The sequence below is a fragment of the Thiothrix winogradskyi genome (assembly GCF_021650935.1).
GTDB classification, from domain to species: Bacteria; Pseudomonadota; Gammaproteobacteria; order Thiotrichales; family Thiotrichaceae; genus Thiothrix; species Thiothrix winogradskyi.
Map to the genome: position 1 here is coordinate 3,438,696 of NZ_CP091244.1, position 17,843 is coordinate 3,456,538.

Here is a 17,843-nt window from a genome sequence, read left to right on the forward strand (position 1 = left end):
ATTTAGCGTCACATTTTCCCCAACGCCGAACGCTGGAACAACACCCTGCCCACGTAACGCGCCCCTTCCTTGGTCAAATGCCGACCGTCATATGAAATCAAATTCACATCGTCGGTAAACAAGGGGCAACTCGTATCATCACCACACAACAAACTATGCGGGTCAACAAAGAGCACCTCCTTACCCAAGCCTTTAGCCAAGACCGCATTGATCGTTTTGGCCTCCTCAGGATCAACCTCATTTTCCAACGCTTTCAAATCATTCGCAGGCATTTTCAAATATTTTCTCACTGAAATTTGGCCGAAAAACTTGTTTCCCACCACCACTACCCGTTGCTTGGGTGAAAACGCCAAGGTACGCAGTGTCTGTGGTAATGCTGCCGCAATATCAGGCTTCCAACGGAACGCAAAAATCACCAAATCGGCTTCCTGCATCTGCGCTTTGGCACGTTCCAAGCTATCTGCCCGCTCTGGCGTAGCGCAAAAACTACGGTCTTTCGCCGCAATATGCTTGGGGGCATCGTCACCTGCCACCGTCTGGCAGTCATACGGAATAAAACGCAGCGCAAGCTGGTAATCACCCAAATAACCGTTTTCCTGCACACTATTCAGAAAATCGCAGGCGTAACTATCGCCCACAATCAACGCTTTCTTCTTCTGACTAGCCGCATCAAACACCTGCCCCGTTAACGCACGGCACTGAGAAAACGCATATTCGCCACTGGCTTTGGTATCAGCAGCCGTCAGCAAATTTTGCTTCAGCGAAGAATCAGCCGCGATAACCGCCGACATTGACCACAAAACCACGCCAACCAGCAACCCTGTTACTTTGCGGAACATGTAAACCTCCTTCAAACAAGCACAGACCCGATACTATAGGACAAGTTCACTGTTCAAGCCTTGGCTACAACGGACGCGCTGCCATATCATGCTGAAAATCCGGCTCCACTGGCGGTTCAAATACTGGGGGCTGACCTGCACCCACATCCTGCCCCGGAGCCACATCCACCAAATCTTTTGCCAAATCACTACCACTCACGCCCGCCAGTGCACCAATCAGCCGCGCACGGGTATAGTGCTTCACTTTACCCTCCAAACTTTCGCACAGGCTATTGGCAAGTAAAAAACGTTGAGTCACTTCCAAACGCCCTTGAAACAAGGTGAGTTGCGACAAGGTTTTGCCATACAAGAAAAAATTCACCCCAGCAATGAATTGCACCATTGCCCCGCCAATGACACTGATGATGGCAACTTCCATGCTCTGGCTCAGCATAAAGCCAATCGCAGCAAGGAAAAACAACAAGCCCACCACACTGGCAATTAATGCCCAGCGAAAACTACGCCCCGCTTGCGACAACGACAAATCGTAAAAACGCGACAGCAGCTCAATTTGTGACGCAGCAATTTCTTTCACGTCGCCGCTGGCAGCTTCGGTCAAGCGTTTCAACGCGGGTTCGGTTACGCCGGAAATAGCCTCTTGGCGGACATTGAGAAAACCGCCCAACATACCATCACGATGACTGGTGTTCATTTTACTACTGCCCACAGGTTATGATGCTTCGATTATAGCGCAATGGAAACCCAATGCCGTGATACCTCTGTTATCCATCCAACAATTGCAGCTTTGTTTCAACACCCCCGACGGCGTAGTGGAAGCCGTGCGCGGCGTGGATTTGCAACTTGCTGCTGGCGAAACCCTCGCGGTAGTCGGCGAATCCGGCGCGGGCAAAAGCCAACTGTTCCATGCGGTCATGGGTTTGCTGCCACGCAATGCCCAAACCCGTGGGAGTGTGCAATTTTCGGGTACAGAATTGTTAAATCAGCCACCTCGCGTGCTCAATCAATACCGGGGAAAACGCATGGCGATGATTTTTCAAGACCCTATGACGGCGTTAAATCCGCTACTGACCATTGGGCGGCAACTCACCGAAGTACTGGAAGTGCATCAGGGTATGGGTGCTAAAGCGGCGCAACAACAAGCATTGACCATGCTCGAACAGGTACGTATCCCCGATGCTAGCCGCCGTTTGCACAGTTACCCGCACGAACTCTCCGGCGGAATGCGCCAACGGGTAATGATAGCGATGGCTTTGCTATGCGAACCCGACTTGCTGATTGCGGATGAACCCACTACCGCCTTGGATGTCACGGTACAATCCGAAATTCTGGCACTGTTGCGAGACATTCGCGCCCAACGGCAAATGGCGATGGTATTGATTACGCATGATTTACCCTTGGCGGGCGGTGTATGTGACCGCATCGCGGTGATGCGCCACGGTCAAGTGGTGGAGACCGGCACAGTAAACACCCTATTTCACCAACCGCAACACGTTTATACCCGTGAATTGCTGCTTGCTTCCCGATACTGAACATTTCTTTATTCTGGCAGTCTGAAGCAGTAGACTGAGCATCAGGGGCAAACAAGGGATATATTATGCACACCACATTACACACCGTGTTAGCCGGGCTATTGCTAATCACCGGTTTATTCCCCATCAGCGGCTGTGCTGCGGGAACAACCCCGATGCAGCAACAACCGTTAACCAAACCCACGAATGAATTTGCGTCATTATGGCAACCGGGGTGGCAATGCGGGCAAGCCAGCCCCGTCAGTCGTGCTTTCCTCAATTCATTGATTAAGAAAAATGCATTACACGGTTATGCGTTAAAGGGTGTGACCCTGCCGTTATTGATCGGGCAAAATCCGCTGGAGTCTGGCGCTATTTTGTTCGCTAAACGGGATAATACTTGGCAAGCCTACCCTATTGCTGATGGCAGTGCGGTACTCGCGACTTACAGCACACCCGCGTTCAACCGTTTGACGTTATTTGCCACGTGGGGGCGCGAAGGCCCTGGCAACGATTACATCGTCTTGCAAGGCAAAAACCAGTTACGCGAATTTAGTTGCACTACTGTGCACTTACCCGCCGAGTTAAATCGCCCGGATTGGGGCAACCGTTACCCTGGTTTGCACGATTTCAATATGGATACCCAAGGGCGTGGCACACTGATCACCGCCGCCTACTTGCCTGACGGTGCTAATGAGCGCAAGCAGTGGTATCAATACAGCAGTAATAACTGGGGCAACCAGTGGAGCGATGCCCGCAAAGTCCCAGCTATGCCTGCAAAACTTGACGGTATTTTTCAGCCGATTACGGATATTCCCGCCCCCACATGGCTGGTGAATAGCCTACTGGCGAGCACGCCGTAACGTCAAACCAACAGACCATGCCGGGCAAATACAGTCAGCAGGTGCTTAACATTCGACGCAATTTCTTTTTCCAAGCCTTTGCCGCTGGTTTGTGCCTGTTTACCGCCGGGAATTTGTAGCGCCCCCGCCATTACTTCCTCACACAAACGCTGGGTAATTTCGGGAACCGTGTGCGTACCATCCAATACTTGCAATAAACGGCTGGAAAAATCATCAAGGCTCAGGGCTTGGTGGCGAATACTCGCCACACTTTGCCAACCTTCAGCGGCTTGCAAGCGTGCCAAGGCACTGACTTCGGGATGTTCCGACCATTCGGGCTTGATTAAACAGGGGTATAAATGCCCATACACTGCGCGGTAGCTGTACAAGCTGAACCATTCACTCACCAATTCGCTGCGGGCGTTGGCAAATTGTTTACCGCCCGCATCACGCACCCGTTCGGCAGCGCGAGCGTATAATTCGGTGAAATCCGGTGTGTAAGGGTGTACTTCCTGCAAATACAGCAAGGCGGCTTTGCTCAACGGGTGCGTCACCGTCAGTTCGGTATTATCCGGGGTCATGAATGCCACCGGCTTGGTATTACTGAGATTTGCCTTACCCTTAAGTCGCAAATCCGCACTGTAAAAAAATCCGGTGAACACATCCACGTCCACAGCACGTTCCAATGCTACATCGGCGCGGCATAACACACTTTTGCGGAAAGCCCGCATTCGCACAAAATCCATCCATTGCTCGTGCTGCAACGGGTCTTCAATATCCCCCAAGGCGGCTTGCGCGGCTCCGCTCAGCGTAGTATCGAACAAGGTGTGCAAATCGGTTTCACACACGTATTGCAATTCATGCCGCTCGGCATCAGCCAAAAACTCGCTAAACAAAAAAGCGTTGTTTTCGCCCGCCAAATACTCGTGCAATAAATAACTGGGGTGTGAACCGAGCAGGTAGGTGATTTCTTTTTGCACATAACGTTGGCTATCGGCTTCCGCCCCCACCAAAGCACGTTGCAAACGCTCTAAAGCAGCAATCGCGGCATGGTATTTAGCCGCAGCACCTGTTACCTCGCGGGTCGCGTGCAATAACAAATCACGCAAACTGCCACGCATCCGCCAGCCGGGAAGTAAGTTGTAACTGATGTAAGCCAGCCCGTGCGGTGTCAGGCATTCCCGTGCCACCGCCAAGATTTTTTCACGGACTACCGCAGGAACCCACGAATACACGCCATGCGCAATAATGTAATCAAATCTCCCCAACGCGGCAGGGTCAATTTCCAGAATATCGCCCACTTCCAAACGAATATTTTGCAGCGGTAATTGCTCGACAATGCGCTGCCCGATCGCCACTTGCGCCCCCGATAACTCCACTCCCACGAATTCGCTGGCTGGTAAATGCCAAGCCATCGGGAGCAGATTACCACCGGTTGCCGAACCCAATTCCAATACGCGGCATTGTTGCGGCGAAGCGGTTGGAATCCCGAACAAACGCCCTAGGGTCGCTAGATTACCGGGGTGTGTTTCAGGGAAGGGATTGGTTTCGTAAGCAAGTTCGTCGTAAAAATCGACCATAACAACAGGCTTCCTGCACTAAGCTAAGTCAATGAACCGGTAATGCTACCACCATCCTGAATTCCAGACGGGTATTACCTGCCGTTTTTAACCAAAAATTTTGCACCGCCAACTGATGCGTGGCGGTTTGCTTGAATTGCATGGTGTAAGTATCATCCACCGCCACACCACCCAATACCAAACGTAAAGGGGCTGACTGCCAAGCCAAGGTGCCTTCCGCCACATTCAGAATATACGCCACGCCCTCACGCCCATTCAAACGCTTTTGGGTTATTAGCGTTTTTAAATTCTGTTGCATCACGGGGTCATCAACCGAGCTGAAATGCCCGGCGTCGCGGTATTCCAAATTTCCCAGCAAATCATACAGCAGCTCACCCGACACCTCAGGGTTCGCTGCCAGCTTGTAAGGGAACACCAACAGGGCTGCTGCTAAAAACGTCAGCATCAACCCTGTTAAAGCAATTCCTAACGCAAAATGACGGGTAATATTACGCTGCGCCGCGTACCCTCGTTGCATAGTATTTCCAACCTAATCTAACACTCGAATATTTTGATTATAGACCATAATAAGAAAAATGAATTGAAACTGAATCAAAGAACGCAATAAAGTTCACTCACCGCGATAAGTGGTCTCCAAGTAGTGATAGACGGCGAATAAACCCATCGCCTCCCCCCCCACCGGACGACCAGCACGCTCACGGATATTCCAAGCCATCACATCAAAATGCACCCAATGCGTCGATTCCGGCACAAACTCATTCAGGAATAATGCCGCCGTGATTGCGCCACCGTAACTCCCACCGCTATTGGTGAAATCGGCGCACCCACTTTTCAACTGATCGAAATACGGGCGATGTAACGGCAGATTCCAAATCAACTCATCCGCCGCCGCCGATACCGTCTGAAGTTTAGCCGCCAATGCCTTGTTATTGCTAAAAAACACTGGAATTTCCGTCCCCAGCGCCACCCGTGCCGCACCGGTTAAGGTAGCAAAATCCAGCAGCAAATCCGGTTTGTGACTAACCGCATCCGCCAGCGCATCGCACAATACCAAACGCCCTTCAGCATCCGTGTTATCCACTTCCACTGACTTGCCCGCACGGGTTGCCAGAATATCACCGGGGCGGAACGCATCCCCGCCAATCGCATTATCCACCGCCGGAATCAGCACCCGTAACTGCACCGGAAGCTGCAATTGCATAATCAATCGTGCCAAACCCAGCACATGCGCAGCACCGCCCATGTCTTTTTTCATCAAGCGCATGTATTGCGACGGCTTAATGTCCAAGCCGCCGGTATCAAAACACACGCCCTTACCCACCAAGGTCACTGCCGGGTGCTCCGGTTGACCCCATTGCAACTTCAGCAAACGCGGTGCATGAGCGCTGGTACGCCCCACTGCGTGGATAGCGGGGTAATTCTGCTTCAGCAAATCATCACCAACAATCTCACTGAAATCCGCCTCAAAGGTACGTGCCAATTGCGCGACAGCAGCGGACAAATGCTCTGGCATCATGTGATTCGCGGGTTGATTCACCAAATCACGCACCAACGCCACCGCTTGCACAAAGGCTTTGGCACGCGCTTGCTGATCTTCCACGAATAATACCGGGCGGGCTTTATTATCCGGTTTAGTGTAATACTCAAAGCGGTAATAGCCCAAACCCCAACCAATGCTGGCTTGCAAGCGTTCTTCTTCCGACCAGTCGCACACCAGATGGTAATGACCGCGTGGCAATTTGTTAGGCAATGCCGCAAGCGCCCAACGTACCCCCTCATCAGCGTTATAACCCACCAGCACCTTACTGATACCGCCCTGCCCATCCGGGATCAAGCAAATCTGCCCAGATTTAGCCTTAAAATCGTGCAATTGCGCCCATTGCCGTTCAGCCGCAGGCAAAGCGGTACCAAACGCCTCCCACGCTGTTAGCAATAACGGATGAATCGCCACCGAATGCGCCGGTTTTTCGTGTGTAAACATCAACTTTCCCCTGATTCCTAACGCTTACAGCCATCCCACCAGCACGGCGTACTGTTGATAAAGTTCAGTAATGCCTGGTATTTCGGTGTCTGACTGGTCGGTTGGGTGATGTATTCTTTCGTGCCCCACGGACCGTGCTTATTGGGAACCTCTAAAAACCCGGCGTATTGCAACGGTTAGCGTTGGTCTATCGACATTTTGTTAAAAAAACACCAACCCATCTCAATTTTTAGCACACCAAGCCACAATCAGGTGGTTTTTCCGCATTTTTGCTGTTTTTTCGGGAATTTCTCCATCAAATGGGCACAACTCCGCCCTCTTTGAGTGAACAAAGCCGCCGCAAGTTATACACGGTTGCCTTAATGCTGAGGCCGAATACTGCCCGTGCCAACCCGATGCTGCGGATGGCTTTGCCTCCCATCGCACAGATTGACCCAAACACATGCTCAACCCGTGCGCGGGGTCTGGCGATGCGGGTGTTGCGGCGCTTCTGGCAGTCGGATTGCGGCTTGCCTTTCTTGGCTTTGTGCTGGATGTGTAACCGCCAGCTACCTTGGTTGAGGCGTTGTTCACGGGATTGGTCTTCGTAACCTTTGTCCGCCATACGTCACGGCTGGTGTTGGCTCGGTCAAGCACCGCTTCAAAATGGTTGGTGTCATGTTCTTTGGCGGTGCTGATGTGGTGTTTGCGGATGAGTTTGTATTTCCGATCGGCACTGATACTGAGTTTGTAGCCGTGGTAACTTTTACCGTGTTTTTTCGTCCAGCTTGCTTCCGTATCCTTTTGGCGACGTTGGGCAGGTGTCCAGTCAGCAGGTGTTGCCGCTTGTTCCAACAGCGCTTTTTCTTCTTTGTGGAAATGTTGTTTAGGGGCTTCCACCAGCGTGGCATCAACGATTTGACCACCACGGGCAATAAAACCGTGTTGTTGTAATTGCCGTTGGACGGCATCAAACAGGGCATCCGCACCACCTGCCGCGCTGATCCGTTCACGGAATACCCACAAGGTATTGGCATCCGGGATCGTGCTGGAATGACGCAGGCCACAAAACCGTTGGAACGACAGCCGGTCAAGCAATTGGTATTCCAATGCCTCGTCCGACAGGTTGTACAGGTGTTGCAACACCAAGACCCGTACCATCAGTTCCGTTGGGTAGGGTGGACGGCCTCCTCGCTTGTCACTTGGGCGTGGGGCGATGTGGTCGATTTCTGCTGCCAAGGCGACAAAGTTGACGTGCTGGTTCAGCGTGGACAGCAGGTCGCCCTTGCGGTCGAGTTTCTGTTCACGCTCTTCGGCGGCAAACAGACTGGTTTTGATGGCACTTTTCTTGGGCATGGCTAGTAACGGGGCGGTGGCTCAGATGAGCATTTTCTCACATTTGTGTGGGTATCAGTGGGTTTTTAGAGGTTCCCTATTGAAAGTACGTGGCGCAGTGTAATGCATCATCAACGTGCCGCCTTCAGTTTTCCAGCCATTTAAGAATTGATCATAAATGCCACGCATCCGAGGATCACGATTGGCTGCAAACAACAGCGGATTAGGGAACTCATCATCCGTTTTGGTATGGAAATCTGCCAAACCTTGCCCGGCTTCATACGCCATTAATTCAAGCCCGTATTTATCGGTAATGGCTTTTTGCATCCGAATATAGCCCATCACTTTATCGTGTGAATAACGGTATACCGGGTTAGTAATCAAACCGAGCGCATCATCCACACTTTTAATGGTACGCACTTCGGCGTGTCCGCCAAAGACATACGGGCCAATCGCGAACGCATCCGCGTGTTTGTAAGCATCCTTGTGGCTCAAGACAATTTCAGTCAGCTTATCGTTCACTGTCCAACCTGACAGAATCCGAACCAAACGCTGCGAACCACCAAAAACGCTTTCCCAGATATTGAAAATTTCTACCGAACGCTGTGAATAATACCGCCAGCCAGCGCGGTGAGCGTGCGAATCCAGTCCCAGTTTCAACCCCATATCAATCATGTGGTTGCCTTGGGTGAAAATGGTATTCCAGGTTTCGTTGCTGTATTCGATGTGTGGCTTCAAATTGCCATTTAAGTGTTGTTTCACATAAGTGGCAAATTCGCGCACATAATTATCATCAGCGGCATGTGGCAAGGTAAACCACGGGTCAGCATTTAAACGATTGGCAAGTTCAACCTGAATTTCCAACGGCGCACCGCGTGAACCCTCTTTGCCACCCCACGTGGCTTTGCCCAAGGTATTGCGATCTGACCAACTGCGGTCGGTGCTACGAGTAACGCCACTCATGTTCATGAAGCGGATCGAGCGGAAATCCCTCATGAATGCCATAAAATCGGGGTTAAAAATAATGCTGTCTGCATGTTCCACAAACGCTTTGAAATCCCCACACGCAGCAGCGGAAGCCACGCGCTGGAACGGATTACTCGCACAAATCCCACCCGGTGGCAGAATACGGATATTGCGTAAATAATTCTGTGGATTGCTACGCAAAATCAATAACGAAGCGTTCAACATGCCATCATTACCGGCAGCAATCGTGATAGTGTCGTAACCCGCATTGCGTTGCAGCAAGGTGGCATCATTCATGTACTGAATTTCGCCTTCGCCGTCATATAGCACGGTATACGTGCCTTCAGGAATAACCGCCGCTGGTAAATTGGAGAGAAAACGTGTCCCCGCTTGCCCACCATTCAGATTGGCAGGCCAACCGTTCGCATCATAAGTAATATTGCCTTTGGTCAACCACGGGCTGGCTTCAGGGAAAGGCATTGCCGCCCGCATAAGGTCGATAAAAGGCAGACTGGCATCACTTTCCATAATCTCATTGGTATTTGTACCCAATGGAGAAGCCGAGTTACTTGTGGAAAATGCGCTTTTCGCCGCAGACAAAGCGGTAGCATTCGTTGTCATCGCGTTACCGCCAGTGGTCGCGCCACAGCCAGTTATTCCCAGTGACAACACGCCACCCATAATCACCAATCGGGTCAGTTTCGCCAGCATATTGAGTCCTTTTCGTCGATTATTGCTTGTGATTTACCGTTTGCAACGAAGTCTAGCACGGGGTTTGCACTCGATGCGACGAATATGCTTTGCCTGCATGATGCACACCCATTACAATTGCGCCCTCATTATAGCTTTAACTTTTTATTGGAGTACCCCGCATGGCAATCGAGCAAACCATTTCCATTATCAAACCTGACGCAGTAGCTAAAAACGTCATCGGTCAGATCTACAGCCGTTTTGAAAACGCTGGTCTGAAAATCGTGGCAGCGAAAATGGTTCACCTGAGCCAAGAACGCGCTGAAGGTTTCTACGCGGTACACAAAGAGCGCCCTTTCTTTGGTGATCTGGTCGCGTTCATGACATCTGGTCCGGTAATGGTACAAGTATTGGAAGGCGAAAACGCTGTCACTAAAAACCGCGAATTGATGGGTGCAACTAACCCTAAGAATGCAGACGCTGGTACAATCCGTGCAGACTTCGCTGATTCCATTGACGAAAATGCCGTACACGGCTCTGACAGCGCAGAAAATGCCGCGATCGAAATCGCTTACTTCTTCGGGACAGACGGTCTGTGCCCACGCACTCGTTAATTTGTCTCTTTGCCCTCACCCCTTGCGGGGGAGGGTTGGGAGGGGGGAATGATCACATTGTCTGACACTGTTAAAAAAGTCAATCTGCTGGATTTTAGCCATGAAGGGCTGAAAGCGTATTTCACCTCCATCGGTGAAAAGCCGTTTCGTGCCACCCAAATCATCAAATGGCTGCACCAGCTCAATGTCGACAGTGTTGACCAGATGACCAATATCAGCAAACCGTTGCGCCAATTCTTAACGGATAATGCCGTGATTCGTGCCCCGGAAATCGTGATGGATCAACAATCCGCCGATGGCACCCACAAATGGTTGCTGCGGCTGGAAGATGGCAATGCCATTGAAACCGTATTCATCCCCGAAGACGACCGGGGAACGCTGTGCATTTCCTCGCAAGTCGGTTGTGCGCTGGATTGCACCTTCTGTTCCACCGCCCGCCAAGGTTTCAACCGCAATTTAACGACGGCGGAAATCATCGGGCAATTGTGGGTCGCCAAACGTACCCTGCAAGCTGACCCCAAAGGCGCTCGTGTCGTCAGCAATGTGGTGATGATGGGCATGGGCGAACCCTTGCTGAATTTCGATAACGTCATCAATGCCTTGCGCCTGATGATGGATGATAATGCTTACGGTCTAAGCAAACGCCGCGTTACCCTCAGCACCTCTGGCGTATTACCTGCGTTGGATCGCTTAGCCGATACGCTGGATGTTTCACTGGCGGTATCCCTGCACGCACCGAATGACGAATTGCGTGACCAATTGGTTCCGTTGAACCGCAAATACCCGATCAAGGACTTGCTCGCCATGTGCCGCCAGTTCTTGGGGAAAAAGACCACCGAACGCAATCACATTACGTGGGAATACGTGATGCTGGATGGCATCAACGACCGTGACGAACATGCCATGCAACTGGCAAAAATACTCAAGGGCATTCCCTCGAAAATCAACCTGATTCCGTTCAACCCGTTCCCCGAAACGCGCTATAAACGGTCTAGTAACAATCGCATACACCGTTTCCGTGATATTCTGACCGAAGCAGGTTATACTGTGATCACCAGAAAAACACGGGGTGATGACATTGACGCCGCTTGCGGGCAACTTGCAGGTCAGGTCAATGACAAAAGCCGCCGAGAGATACATTTCGCACGCATCGAACGGTCATAAAAATAGCAATGAAAATAATAAAGTACGCATTGTTTGCAATGTTGATTAGCAGCATGAGCGCCTGCTCCAATACAACATCCAGCACAGACGAAAAAGCCGGTAGTTATTACACCCAACTAGGTGTTGGTTACTTACAGAAGGGGCGTCTGGATTTAGCCAGCCTGAATCTGGAAAAGGCTGTAGCGCAAGATTCCGATTCGGCACCGGCTCATCATTATTACGCCCTGCTTCAAGAACGCTTAAAAGATGATGCCAAGGCAAATAAGCATTTCCGTAAAGCTCTCAGCATTACGCCCAACGATCCTGACCTGCTGAATAACTATGGCTCACACTTGTGCCACACGCAACAGTATGCCGCTGCGGAAACAGCTTTTCTCAAAGCGCTCAGTGATCCGCTCTATAAAACCCCGGAGTTTGCCTATACTAATGCGGGCATCTGCACCAAAAAAGCAGGCAATGGAGCACAAGCGGAAACGTATTTCCGTCAGGCGCTGGAAAAAAACCACCGTTTCTCGGAAGCACTCTACCAGATGGCTAGGTTGCACCATGAAAAAGGTGAACCAGCCAAGGCAGAAGCATTTATTTACCGCTATAATGAAGTGGCACCGGCAACGCCGGATAGTTTGCTGCTGTGTTATCAAGTGCAAACAAATTTAAATGAACCAGACAAAGCGGAAGCCTGTGCCACCACATTGCGGGGAAAATTCCCCGATAGCAGCGCTGCCAGCCAAATTGATTGATTAAACTGGAGGACACGTGACAGAGACAGCCCACTCAGTCGAAGAAAGGACATCTTCTGCGGTGCAACCCGGCGACCTGACCGCTATGTTGGTAGAATGCCGTGCAAAAGCGGGGCTTGACCGCGAACAGGCAGCGGAAGAATTGCACCTGTCCTCTCATATTATTAAAGCATTGGAACAGGAAGACTTTGCCCACTTACCCGAACCGCCTTATGTCCGGGGTTATTTGCGTGGCTATTCCAAACTGGCGGATATTGACGCCAAGGAACTGATTCGCACTTATGAAGCCCTGCGTGGTGCTAAACCTGATGAAATTGCCCATCATTTCGCACCCGCCAGACCGCTCAATAAAGTGGCTCAGCCCGTGATGTCAAACTCCACCCTGAAATTCATCGGGTTTGGAGCATTGGTACTATTATTGGGGCTATTTTCCATGATTCCGGGTGTGCGCGATTGGGCAAACCATACTTGGTCATCGTTCTCGGCACAGACCGACCAAACCGATGTACAACAACGCCCTCCGTCTGCGATGGAAGCTTACGTTGCACAAAAAGAAGCGTTGGAGCGTGAAAAAGCTGCTGCCGAACAGCAAGCTCAGCAAACGGCAACACCGGCATCCAGCACACCAGCACCTGAACCAGCACCTGAAGTGGTAGCAACCGCGCCAAGCGATCAAACCAGTCAGAACACTGCTACGCCCGCAACACCTACACCTGAAGCCGCAGCCACTAGCACCCAAGATACCGCAGCGCCAACCAATACTACAGCGACTGAAACAACCACAGTAACGCCCGCTCCGGCAACAGCCCCTGTAGCACCAGCGCCAAACACCACAGAAACGCCCACGGTTGCCACGTCAGAAACACCCGTTACGCCGCCAGCAACACCAACCGATACCGCAGCGACCCCAGCGGATGCCACTACGCCGCCTATCGCTGGTGAAATCAGCATCAAAATGGAGTTCGCCGAAGAAGTCTGGATGCAAATTAAAGGTGATGACAAAAAGACCCTGTTCGAATCCCTCAACACCGCTGGCAATATCAAAGAGTTCAAAGCAACACCGCCACTGAATGTCAAAGTCGGTAATGCGCCGGGCGTTAAAATTTTCGTTAATGGTCAGCCGTTTGATTTGACTGCACACACCAAAGGCAGTGTTGCCCGTTTCCGAGTCGAGTAAGCATGAGCAAAAATATCCAATCTATCCGGGGGATGAATGACATTCTGCCGGATGCTACCCCCGCATGGCAGTACCTTGAAAACACCGCCCGCACCTTGCTGAATCGCTATGGCTACAGCGAAATCCGTATGCCTATCGTCGAGCAAACTGACTTATTTTCGCGTGCCGTTGGCGAAGTGACTGATATTGTCGAAAAGGAAATGTATACCTTTAACGACCGTAATGATGACAGCCTAAGCTTACGCCCTGAAGGCACGGCTGGCTGTATTCGCGCCGGAATCCAACACGGGCTGCTGCATAATCAGCAACAACGCCTGTGGTATACCGGCCCGATGTTCCGTCACGAACGCCCTCAAAAAGGTCGTTACCGTCAATTTCATCAAATTGGCGTGGAAGCTTTCGGAATGCTTGGGCCGGACATTGACGCTGAACTCATCGCCATCACCGCACGGCTATGGAAAACCCTTGGCTTACGTAACCTGCGTCTGGAATTGAATACGTTGGGTACACCCGAATGCCGTCACATCTACCGCGAGTTACTGGTGGAGTATTTCACCGCGCATCACGATGTACTTGATGAGGATTCCAAACGCCGCCTGCACACCAACCCGTTGCGGATTTTGGATACCAAAAATCCTGACCTGAAGGAAATCGTAGCCGCAGCACCCAGCTTACACGATCATCTGGATGCGGTTTCGCGCGAACACTTTGCGACCCTGCGCTCCTTGCTGGATAGCATGGGCATTGCCTACGAAGTCAACCCACGCTTGGTGCGCGGGCTGGATTACTACACCCACATGGTATTTGAATGGGTGACAGATGATCTCGGCGCACAAAGCACGGTCTGTGCCGGTGGGCGTTACGACGGCTTGGTGGAACAATTAGGCGGCAAACCCACCCCCGGCGTGGGCTTCGGCATGGGCTTGGAACGCCTGATTCTCTTGCTGGAAACTCAAGGCATTGCCCCACCCGTCACCACCCCCGATGTTTATTTGATCATGGCAGGCACGGCCGCGATTCAAACTGGGTTGACACTGGCAGAAACCTTGCGTGATGCCCTGCCCGATTTGCGTCTGATCAGCAATGGTGGCGAAGGCAGTTTCAAAACCCAAATGAAGCGGGCTGACAAATCTTCCGCCAGTTTTGCCCTGATTCTGGGGGAAAATGAGGTGGAACGTGGCGAAATCGGTCTCAAACCCTTGCGTGACGGCGGTGAGCAGATTACGCTCCCGCTCAGCCAAGTGGCACAACACCTTGCCGTTTTGCTTGAAAAAACACAATAAATGTTAACTTAACTCAATAATTCAGGGGCAAACTGATGTCTGATTACAAAACCGATGATGAAAAAGTTGAAGAACTCAAAGCCTGGTGGAAAGACAATGGCACATCCATCATAGCCGGTATCGCACTGGCAATTGGCGGTTTATTCGGCTGGCAGTATTGGAAAGACTACCAAGAAACCACGGCGGCGGAAGCATCGGCGCTGTACGCCAAAGTCGAAAAAGCCAGTGAAACTTCATTGGAACAAGCGCAGCCAGACATCCAAACCTTACAAAGCGGCTATGCCTCCACTCCGTATGCCGCGATTGCCAGCATGAAAGCCGCACAGCAATACGCTGAAAAAGGCGAGTACGAACCGGCAGCCACCGCATTACGCTGGGTCGTCGACAATAGCAAGGAAGCGGACTTCAAGCATCTTGCCAATATCCGCCTCGCCCGCGTCTTGCTTGCCATGAAAAAAGTGGACGAAGCGCAAACACTCATTACTCAAACCTACCCTGAGGCGTATCAGGCACTGATCGAAGAGCTGAAAGGCGATATTTACGTTGCCCAAAACAAACTCACCGAAGCACGGGCGGCTTATGACAAAGCCATGCTCGGCGCGGCAGGCGGTTCCGGCGAATTCATCAAGCTGAAACGTGACAACCTCGGTGAGGGAACATAACAAGGATCTTATGAAACACATTACCGTCGCCCTGCTCGTTGCTGCTGCCTTATCAGGTTGTGGCACCTTATCGCAAATGACGACAGCGGTTATTCCTGCCAAAACGGAAAACCCGCCCAAGGCATTAAAGGAAATCAAAGCCAGTGCCACCGTGCGCACCTTATGGCAAGTCAGTACAGGTAGTGGCAGCGGCAAAGACTATGTGCGCATCCATCCCTCGGTAGATGATAGCGCGGTATTAGTGGCGGGCGGACGTTCGGCAAGTGCCTGGAGCAAAGCCAACGGCGGGCGCATCTGGCAAACCACGCTTGATGGTGATGTAACCGGCGGGGTCAGCGGCGGCGCAGGCGGCGCATTCCTCGGCACGGGGAATGGCAATGCCATTGCCTTAGAGCGGCAGACCGGCAAAATTCTCTGGTCCACGCCCTTGGGCAGCGAAGTATTGGCAGCATCAGCGCCTAATAACGGTGTCGTGGTATTCCGCACCAGCAATGGCGGTTTGCACGGTCTTTCCACGCAAAGCGGGCAAATTCTCTGGCAAGAGGGGCGTAAAAGCCCGACGCTTTCCCTACGTGGTGCCAGCACTCCGATTGTCGTGGGCGGCATGGTCATCGCCGGTTTTGACAATGGCGTAGTCACGGCTTTCGACATGCAAAGCGGCAAAGGGCTGTGGGAAGTTACCCTGTCCGTGCCACGCGGCAGCAGCGATCTTGACCGCATGACCGACGTGGATGGCGAAATGAAAGCCTTGGGCGAAGCGCTGTTTGCCGCGAGTTACAACGGGCGGATTGCAGGCATCAATATGCGTGACGGCAGTGTCGCTTGGGCAGCACCCTACTCCAGCTATACCGGCGTGGATGCTGACCCGAATGGCTTGTATACCAGCAGTGACGCGGGCGATCTGTGGAAACTGGAACCGCTTTCTGGCAACCCGGTGTGGAAAATGGATGACCTGCAACGTCGCCAACCCACTGCGCCAGCGCTACTTGGTCAATACCTCGTCATCGGCGATTACCAAGGCTACTTGCATTGGATCAATACCAGCAACGGGCAAGTAGCTGCCCGCACCCAAGGCGACAAAACCGGCTACACCGTCGCCCCCGTCAAAGATGGCAATACCGTTTATACCTTAGGGAAAAGTGGCTTACTCTCGGCTTTCAGCATCCAATAAGCTACAGACAAACCCGAATCAGGTGCGCAATATCGGTATCGGTCAGCACAATCGGGTTGGTTTTCATGCTGGAACCGCGTGAATGGGCGACGATTTTCGGAATATCGGCTTCCGTGACCCCAAAATCAGCCAAGCGCGGCAAGTGCAGTTTATGCGCCCAGGTGCTCAGGGTATGCACCAAAAATACCCGCGCCCCAACCGGATCAACATGGTGGCTACGCCCCCGGAATAATTTGCCGATCGTGGTGTACTTGTCCAGTGCGGGATTATCGGGTTCGTTGGCTTCCATCAGGTCAATGTTTAAGCGCGTGGCTTCAGCAACCAACATGCCACAGCCAACCCCGTGACCAATCGGGTGAAACGCGCCTAGCGGAGCCACCACGCCATGCACCGACCCCAGCCCCGTTTGTGCCAAACAAATACCCGATAGCAGCGAAGCGTAAGCCATTTTGCCGCGAGCCACGCTATCGCTTGGGTCATTATAAAAAGCCAGCAAGCTATCGCGTACCGCTTCCATGCCCGACAAAGCTAACGCATCGGTCAACGGATTTGCGCGGGTAGACACATAAGCTTCCATCAACTGGGTGAACGCATCCATGCCATTGGCAGCAATTTGTGCGAGTGGGCAGCTTGCCAGCAGATCGGGATCAATGATGGCATATTCGGCGACTAAGCGATCATCCCGAAACGATTTCTTGAAACCGTGTTCGCCCTGTACCGACAGTACCGCGTTTTTAGTGGCTTCTGAACCCGTACCAGCCGTGGTAGGCACAGCGATGAACGGCGTGGCAGGGCCTTGATAAGGCAATTCCGGGCCAACACCTTCGAGATGATCCATCACCAAATTGCCCGGTTTGAGCAGCCCCGCCACCGCTTTGGCAGCATCCAAAGGGCTACCACCACCAATCCCAATGACCGCATCAAAACTCATATCCGGCAAGGCATTGCAGGCAGCGACGGTGGCATCCACCCATTGCGGGGAGGGTTCTTGTGTCACCCGCCGAATTTCCCAGCTAAAACCAGCCGTTTGCAAGTCGTGAAACAACATCCCAGCAGCAACAGAATCCGTGAAGGAACCAGCCCCGGTGATAATCAGCAAGCGTTTACCGTATTGCGCGGCAATGGCAGGCAGCTTACGGATAGCACCCGCGCCGAATTCAATACGCGGCAGGCGGGCGATGGCAAAAGGGACGACAGTTAGCATCAGGCAACTCCGATTTGAATGGGCTTAGCGCCTAACAAGCATGACGCATCCAACTAACTTAAGCAAAAAAAAGCGGCTCGTCGTTCACGCGAGCCGCCAACCGGTTTC

At 52.1% G+C, this 17,843-nt stretch carries 16 protein-coding genes and 1 pseudogene; 9 read left to right on the forward strand and 8 right to left on the reverse strand.

Going from position 1 to position 17,843, the window contains the following annotated elements:
• Window positions 1-8: 8 nt before the first annotated feature.
• Both L2Y54_RS17075 and L2Y54_RS17080 read right to left on the reverse strand, forming a co-directional pair.
• Entirely contained in the window at window positions 9-839 is an 831-nt protein-coding gene (locus L2Y54_RS17075; RefSeq protein WP_236497827.1) for an SGNH hydrolase domain-containing protein, read from the reverse strand.
• A gap of 64 nt (window positions 840-903) precedes the next feature.
• Complete coding sequence (locus tag L2Y54_RS17080; RefSeq protein WP_236497828.1) at window positions 904-1,530, reverse strand: TRADD-N-associated membrane domain-containing protein; 627 nt, start codon at window positions 1,528-1,530, stop codon at window positions 904-906.
• A gap of 58 nt (window positions 1,531-1,588) precedes the next feature.
• On the opposite strand from L2Y54_RS17080, the gene L2Y54_RS17085 reads away from it, so the two are divergent.
• Together L2Y54_RS17085 and L2Y54_RS17090 are read left to right on the forward strand one after the other, a co-directional pair.
• Window positions 1,589-2,368: an ATP-binding cassette domain-containing protein gene (locus L2Y54_RS17085; protein WP_236497829.1), complete on the forward strand. Its 780-nt coding sequence runs from the start codon at window positions 1,589-1,591 to the stop codon at window positions 2,366-2,368.
• A gap of 65 nt (window positions 2,369-2,433) precedes the next feature.
• Window positions 2,434-3,210: a hypothetical protein gene (locus L2Y54_RS17090; RefSeq protein WP_236497830.1), complete on the forward strand. Its 777-nt coding sequence runs from the start codon at window positions 2,434-2,436 to the stop codon at window positions 3,208-3,210.
• A gap of 2 nt (window positions 3,211-3,212) precedes the next feature.
• Here L2Y54_RS17090 and L2Y54_RS17095 read toward each other — a convergent pair whose 3' ends face one another.
• The 5 genes and pseudogenes from L2Y54_RS17095 to L2Y54_RS17115 all read right to left on the reverse strand — a co-directional run bounded on the left by L2Y54_RS17095 (window position 3,213) and on the right by L2Y54_RS17115 (window position 9,741).
• Window positions 3,213-4,769: a methyltransferase regulatory domain-containing protein gene (locus L2Y54_RS17095; RefSeq protein ID WP_236497831.1), complete on the reverse strand. Its 1,557-nt coding sequence runs from the start codon at window positions 4,767-4,769 to the stop codon at window positions 3,213-3,215.
• 28 nt (window positions 4,770-4,797) lie between these two features.
• Window positions 4,798-5,286: a hypothetical protein gene (locus L2Y54_RS17100; protein ID WP_236497832.1), complete on the reverse strand. Its 489-nt coding sequence runs from the start codon at window positions 5,284-5,286 to the stop codon at window positions 4,798-4,800.
• Window positions 5,287-5,379: 93 nt separating this feature from the next.
• Window positions 5,380-6,750, reverse strand: a complete 1,371-nt coding sequence (locus tag L2Y54_RS17105) for a leucyl aminopeptidase family protein (protein WP_236497833.1) — start codon at window positions 6,748-6,750, stop codon at window positions 5,380-5,382.
• A gap of 295 nt (window positions 6,751-7,045) precedes the next feature.
• Window positions 7,046-8,085, reverse strand: a pseudogene (locus L2Y54_RS17110) (IS5 family transposase).
• A gap of 54 nt (window positions 8,086-8,139) precedes the next feature.
• Window positions 8,140-9,741 carry a hypothetical protein gene (locus tag L2Y54_RS17115; protein ID WP_236497834.1) on the reverse strand — a complete coding sequence of 534 codons (1,602 nt, stop codon included), beginning with the start codon at window positions 9,739-9,741 and terminating at the stop codon, window positions 8,140-8,142.
• Between the two features lie 161 nt (window positions 9,742-9,902).
• Here L2Y54_RS17115 and ndk point away from each other — a divergent pair, with 161 nt between their 5' ends.
• From ndk to bamB, 7 genes are read left to right on the forward strand one after another with little or no spacing between them, the layout of a single operon-like run.
• On the forward strand, window positions 9,903-10,334 hold the full coding sequence (gene ndk, locus L2Y54_RS17120) for a nucleoside-diphosphate kinase (protein ID WP_236497835.1): 432 nt from the start codon (window positions 9,903-9,905) through the stop codon (window positions 10,332-10,334).
• A gap of 48 nt (window positions 10,335-10,382) precedes the next feature.
• Window positions 10,383-11,498, forward strand: coding sequence for a dual-specificity RNA methyltransferase RlmN (gene rlmN / locus L2Y54_RS17125; protein ID WP_236497836.1), 1,116 nt, complete (start codon window positions 10,383-10,385; stop codon window positions 11,496-11,498).
• 8 nt (window positions 11,499-11,506) lie between these two features.
• Window positions 11,507-12,238: a type IV pilus biogenesis/stability protein PilW gene (gene pilW / locus L2Y54_RS17130; RefSeq protein WP_236497837.1), complete on the forward strand. Its 732-nt coding sequence runs from the start codon at window positions 11,507-11,509 to the stop codon at window positions 12,236-12,238.
• A 16-nt stretch (window positions 12,239-12,254) separates the two neighbouring features.
• Window positions 12,255-13,415 (forward strand): helix-turn-helix domain-containing protein, encoded by a 1,161-nt coding sequence (locus L2Y54_RS17135; RefSeq protein ID WP_236497838.1) that lies wholly within the window; start codon window positions 12,255-12,257, stop codon window positions 13,413-13,415.
• 2 nt (window positions 13,416-13,417) lie between these two features.
• The gene (gene hisS, locus L2Y54_RS17140; RefSeq protein WP_236497839.1) at window positions 13,418-14,698 is read left to right on the forward strand and encodes a histidine--tRNA ligase; all 1,281 of its coding nucleotides are present in this window, start codon (window positions 13,418-13,420) and stop codon (window positions 14,696-14,698) included.
• 35 nt (window positions 14,699-14,733) lie between these two features.
• Window positions 14,734-15,360: a YfgM family protein gene (locus tag L2Y54_RS17145; RefSeq protein WP_236497840.1), complete on the forward strand. Its 627-nt coding sequence runs from the start codon at window positions 14,734-14,736 to the stop codon at window positions 15,358-15,360.
• A 10-nt stretch (window positions 15,361-15,370) separates the two neighbouring features.
• Entirely contained in the window at window positions 15,371-16,531 is a 1,161-nt protein-coding gene (bamB, locus tag L2Y54_RS17150) for an outer membrane protein assembly factor BamB (RefSeq protein WP_236497841.1), read from the forward strand.
• Window position 16,532: 1 nt separating this feature from the next.
• On the opposite strand, the gene L2Y54_RS17155 is transcribed toward bamB, so the two are convergent.
• The gene (locus L2Y54_RS17155; protein WP_236497842.1) at window positions 16,533-17,735 is read right to left on the reverse strand and encodes an iron-containing alcohol dehydrogenase; all 1,203 of its coding nucleotides are present in this window, start codon (window positions 17,733-17,735) and stop codon (window positions 16,533-16,535) included.
• Window positions 17,736-17,843: the final 108 nt, after the last annotated feature.

Bases quoted from the DNA above. Each gene is read 5' to 3' on its own strand.
- L2Y54_RS17075 (WP_236497827.1), bottom strand. From the start codon at position 839: ATGTTCCGCAAAGTAACAGGGTTGCTGGTTGGCGTGGTTTTGTGGTCA.
- L2Y54_RS17080 (WP_236497828.1), bottom strand. From the start codon at position 1,530: ATGAACACCAGTCATCGTGATGGTATGTTGGGCGGTTTTCTCAATGTC.
- L2Y54_RS17090 (WP_236497830.1), top strand. From the start codon at position 2,434: ATGCACACCACATTACACACCGTGTTAGCCGGGCTATTGCTAATCACC.
- L2Y54_RS17095 (WP_236497831.1), bottom strand. From the start codon at position 4,769: ATGGTCGATTTTTACGACGAACTTGCTTACGAAACCAATCCCTTCCCT.
- L2Y54_RS17100 (WP_236497832.1), bottom strand. From the start codon at position 5,286: ATGCAACGAGGGTACGCGGCGCAGCGTAATATTACCCGTCATTTTGCG.
- L2Y54_RS17105 (WP_236497833.1), bottom strand. From the start codon at position 6,750: ATGTTTACACACGAAAAACCGGCGCATTCGGTGGCGATTCATCCGTTA.
- L2Y54_RS17115 (WP_236497834.1), bottom strand. From the start codon at position 9,741: ATGCTGGCGAAACTGACCCGATTGGTGATTATGGGTGGCGTGTTGTCA.
- ndk (WP_236497835.1), top strand. From the start codon at position 9,903: ATGGCAATCGAGCAAACCATTTCCATTATCAAACCTGACGCAGTAGCT.
- rlmN (WP_236497836.1), top strand. From the start codon at position 10,383: ATGATCACATTGTCTGACACTGTTAAAAAAGTCAATCTGCTGGATTTT.
- pilW (WP_236497837.1), top strand. From the start codon at position 11,507: ATGAAAATAATAAAGTACGCATTGTTTGCAATGTTGATTAGCAGCATG.
- hisS (WP_236497839.1), top strand. From the start codon at position 13,418: ATGAGCAAAAATATCCAATCTATCCGGGGGATGAATGACATTCTGCCG.
- L2Y54_RS17145 (WP_236497840.1), top strand. From the start codon at position 14,734: ATGTCTGATTACAAAACCGATGATGAAAAAGTTGAAGAACTCAAAGCC.
- bamB (WP_236497841.1), top strand. From the start codon at position 15,371: ATGAAACACATTACCGTCGCCCTGCTCGTTGCTGCTGCCTTATCAGGT.
- L2Y54_RS17155 (WP_236497842.1), bottom strand. From the start codon at position 17,735: ATGCTAACTGTCGTCCCTTTTGCCATCGCCCGCCTGCCGCGTATTGAA.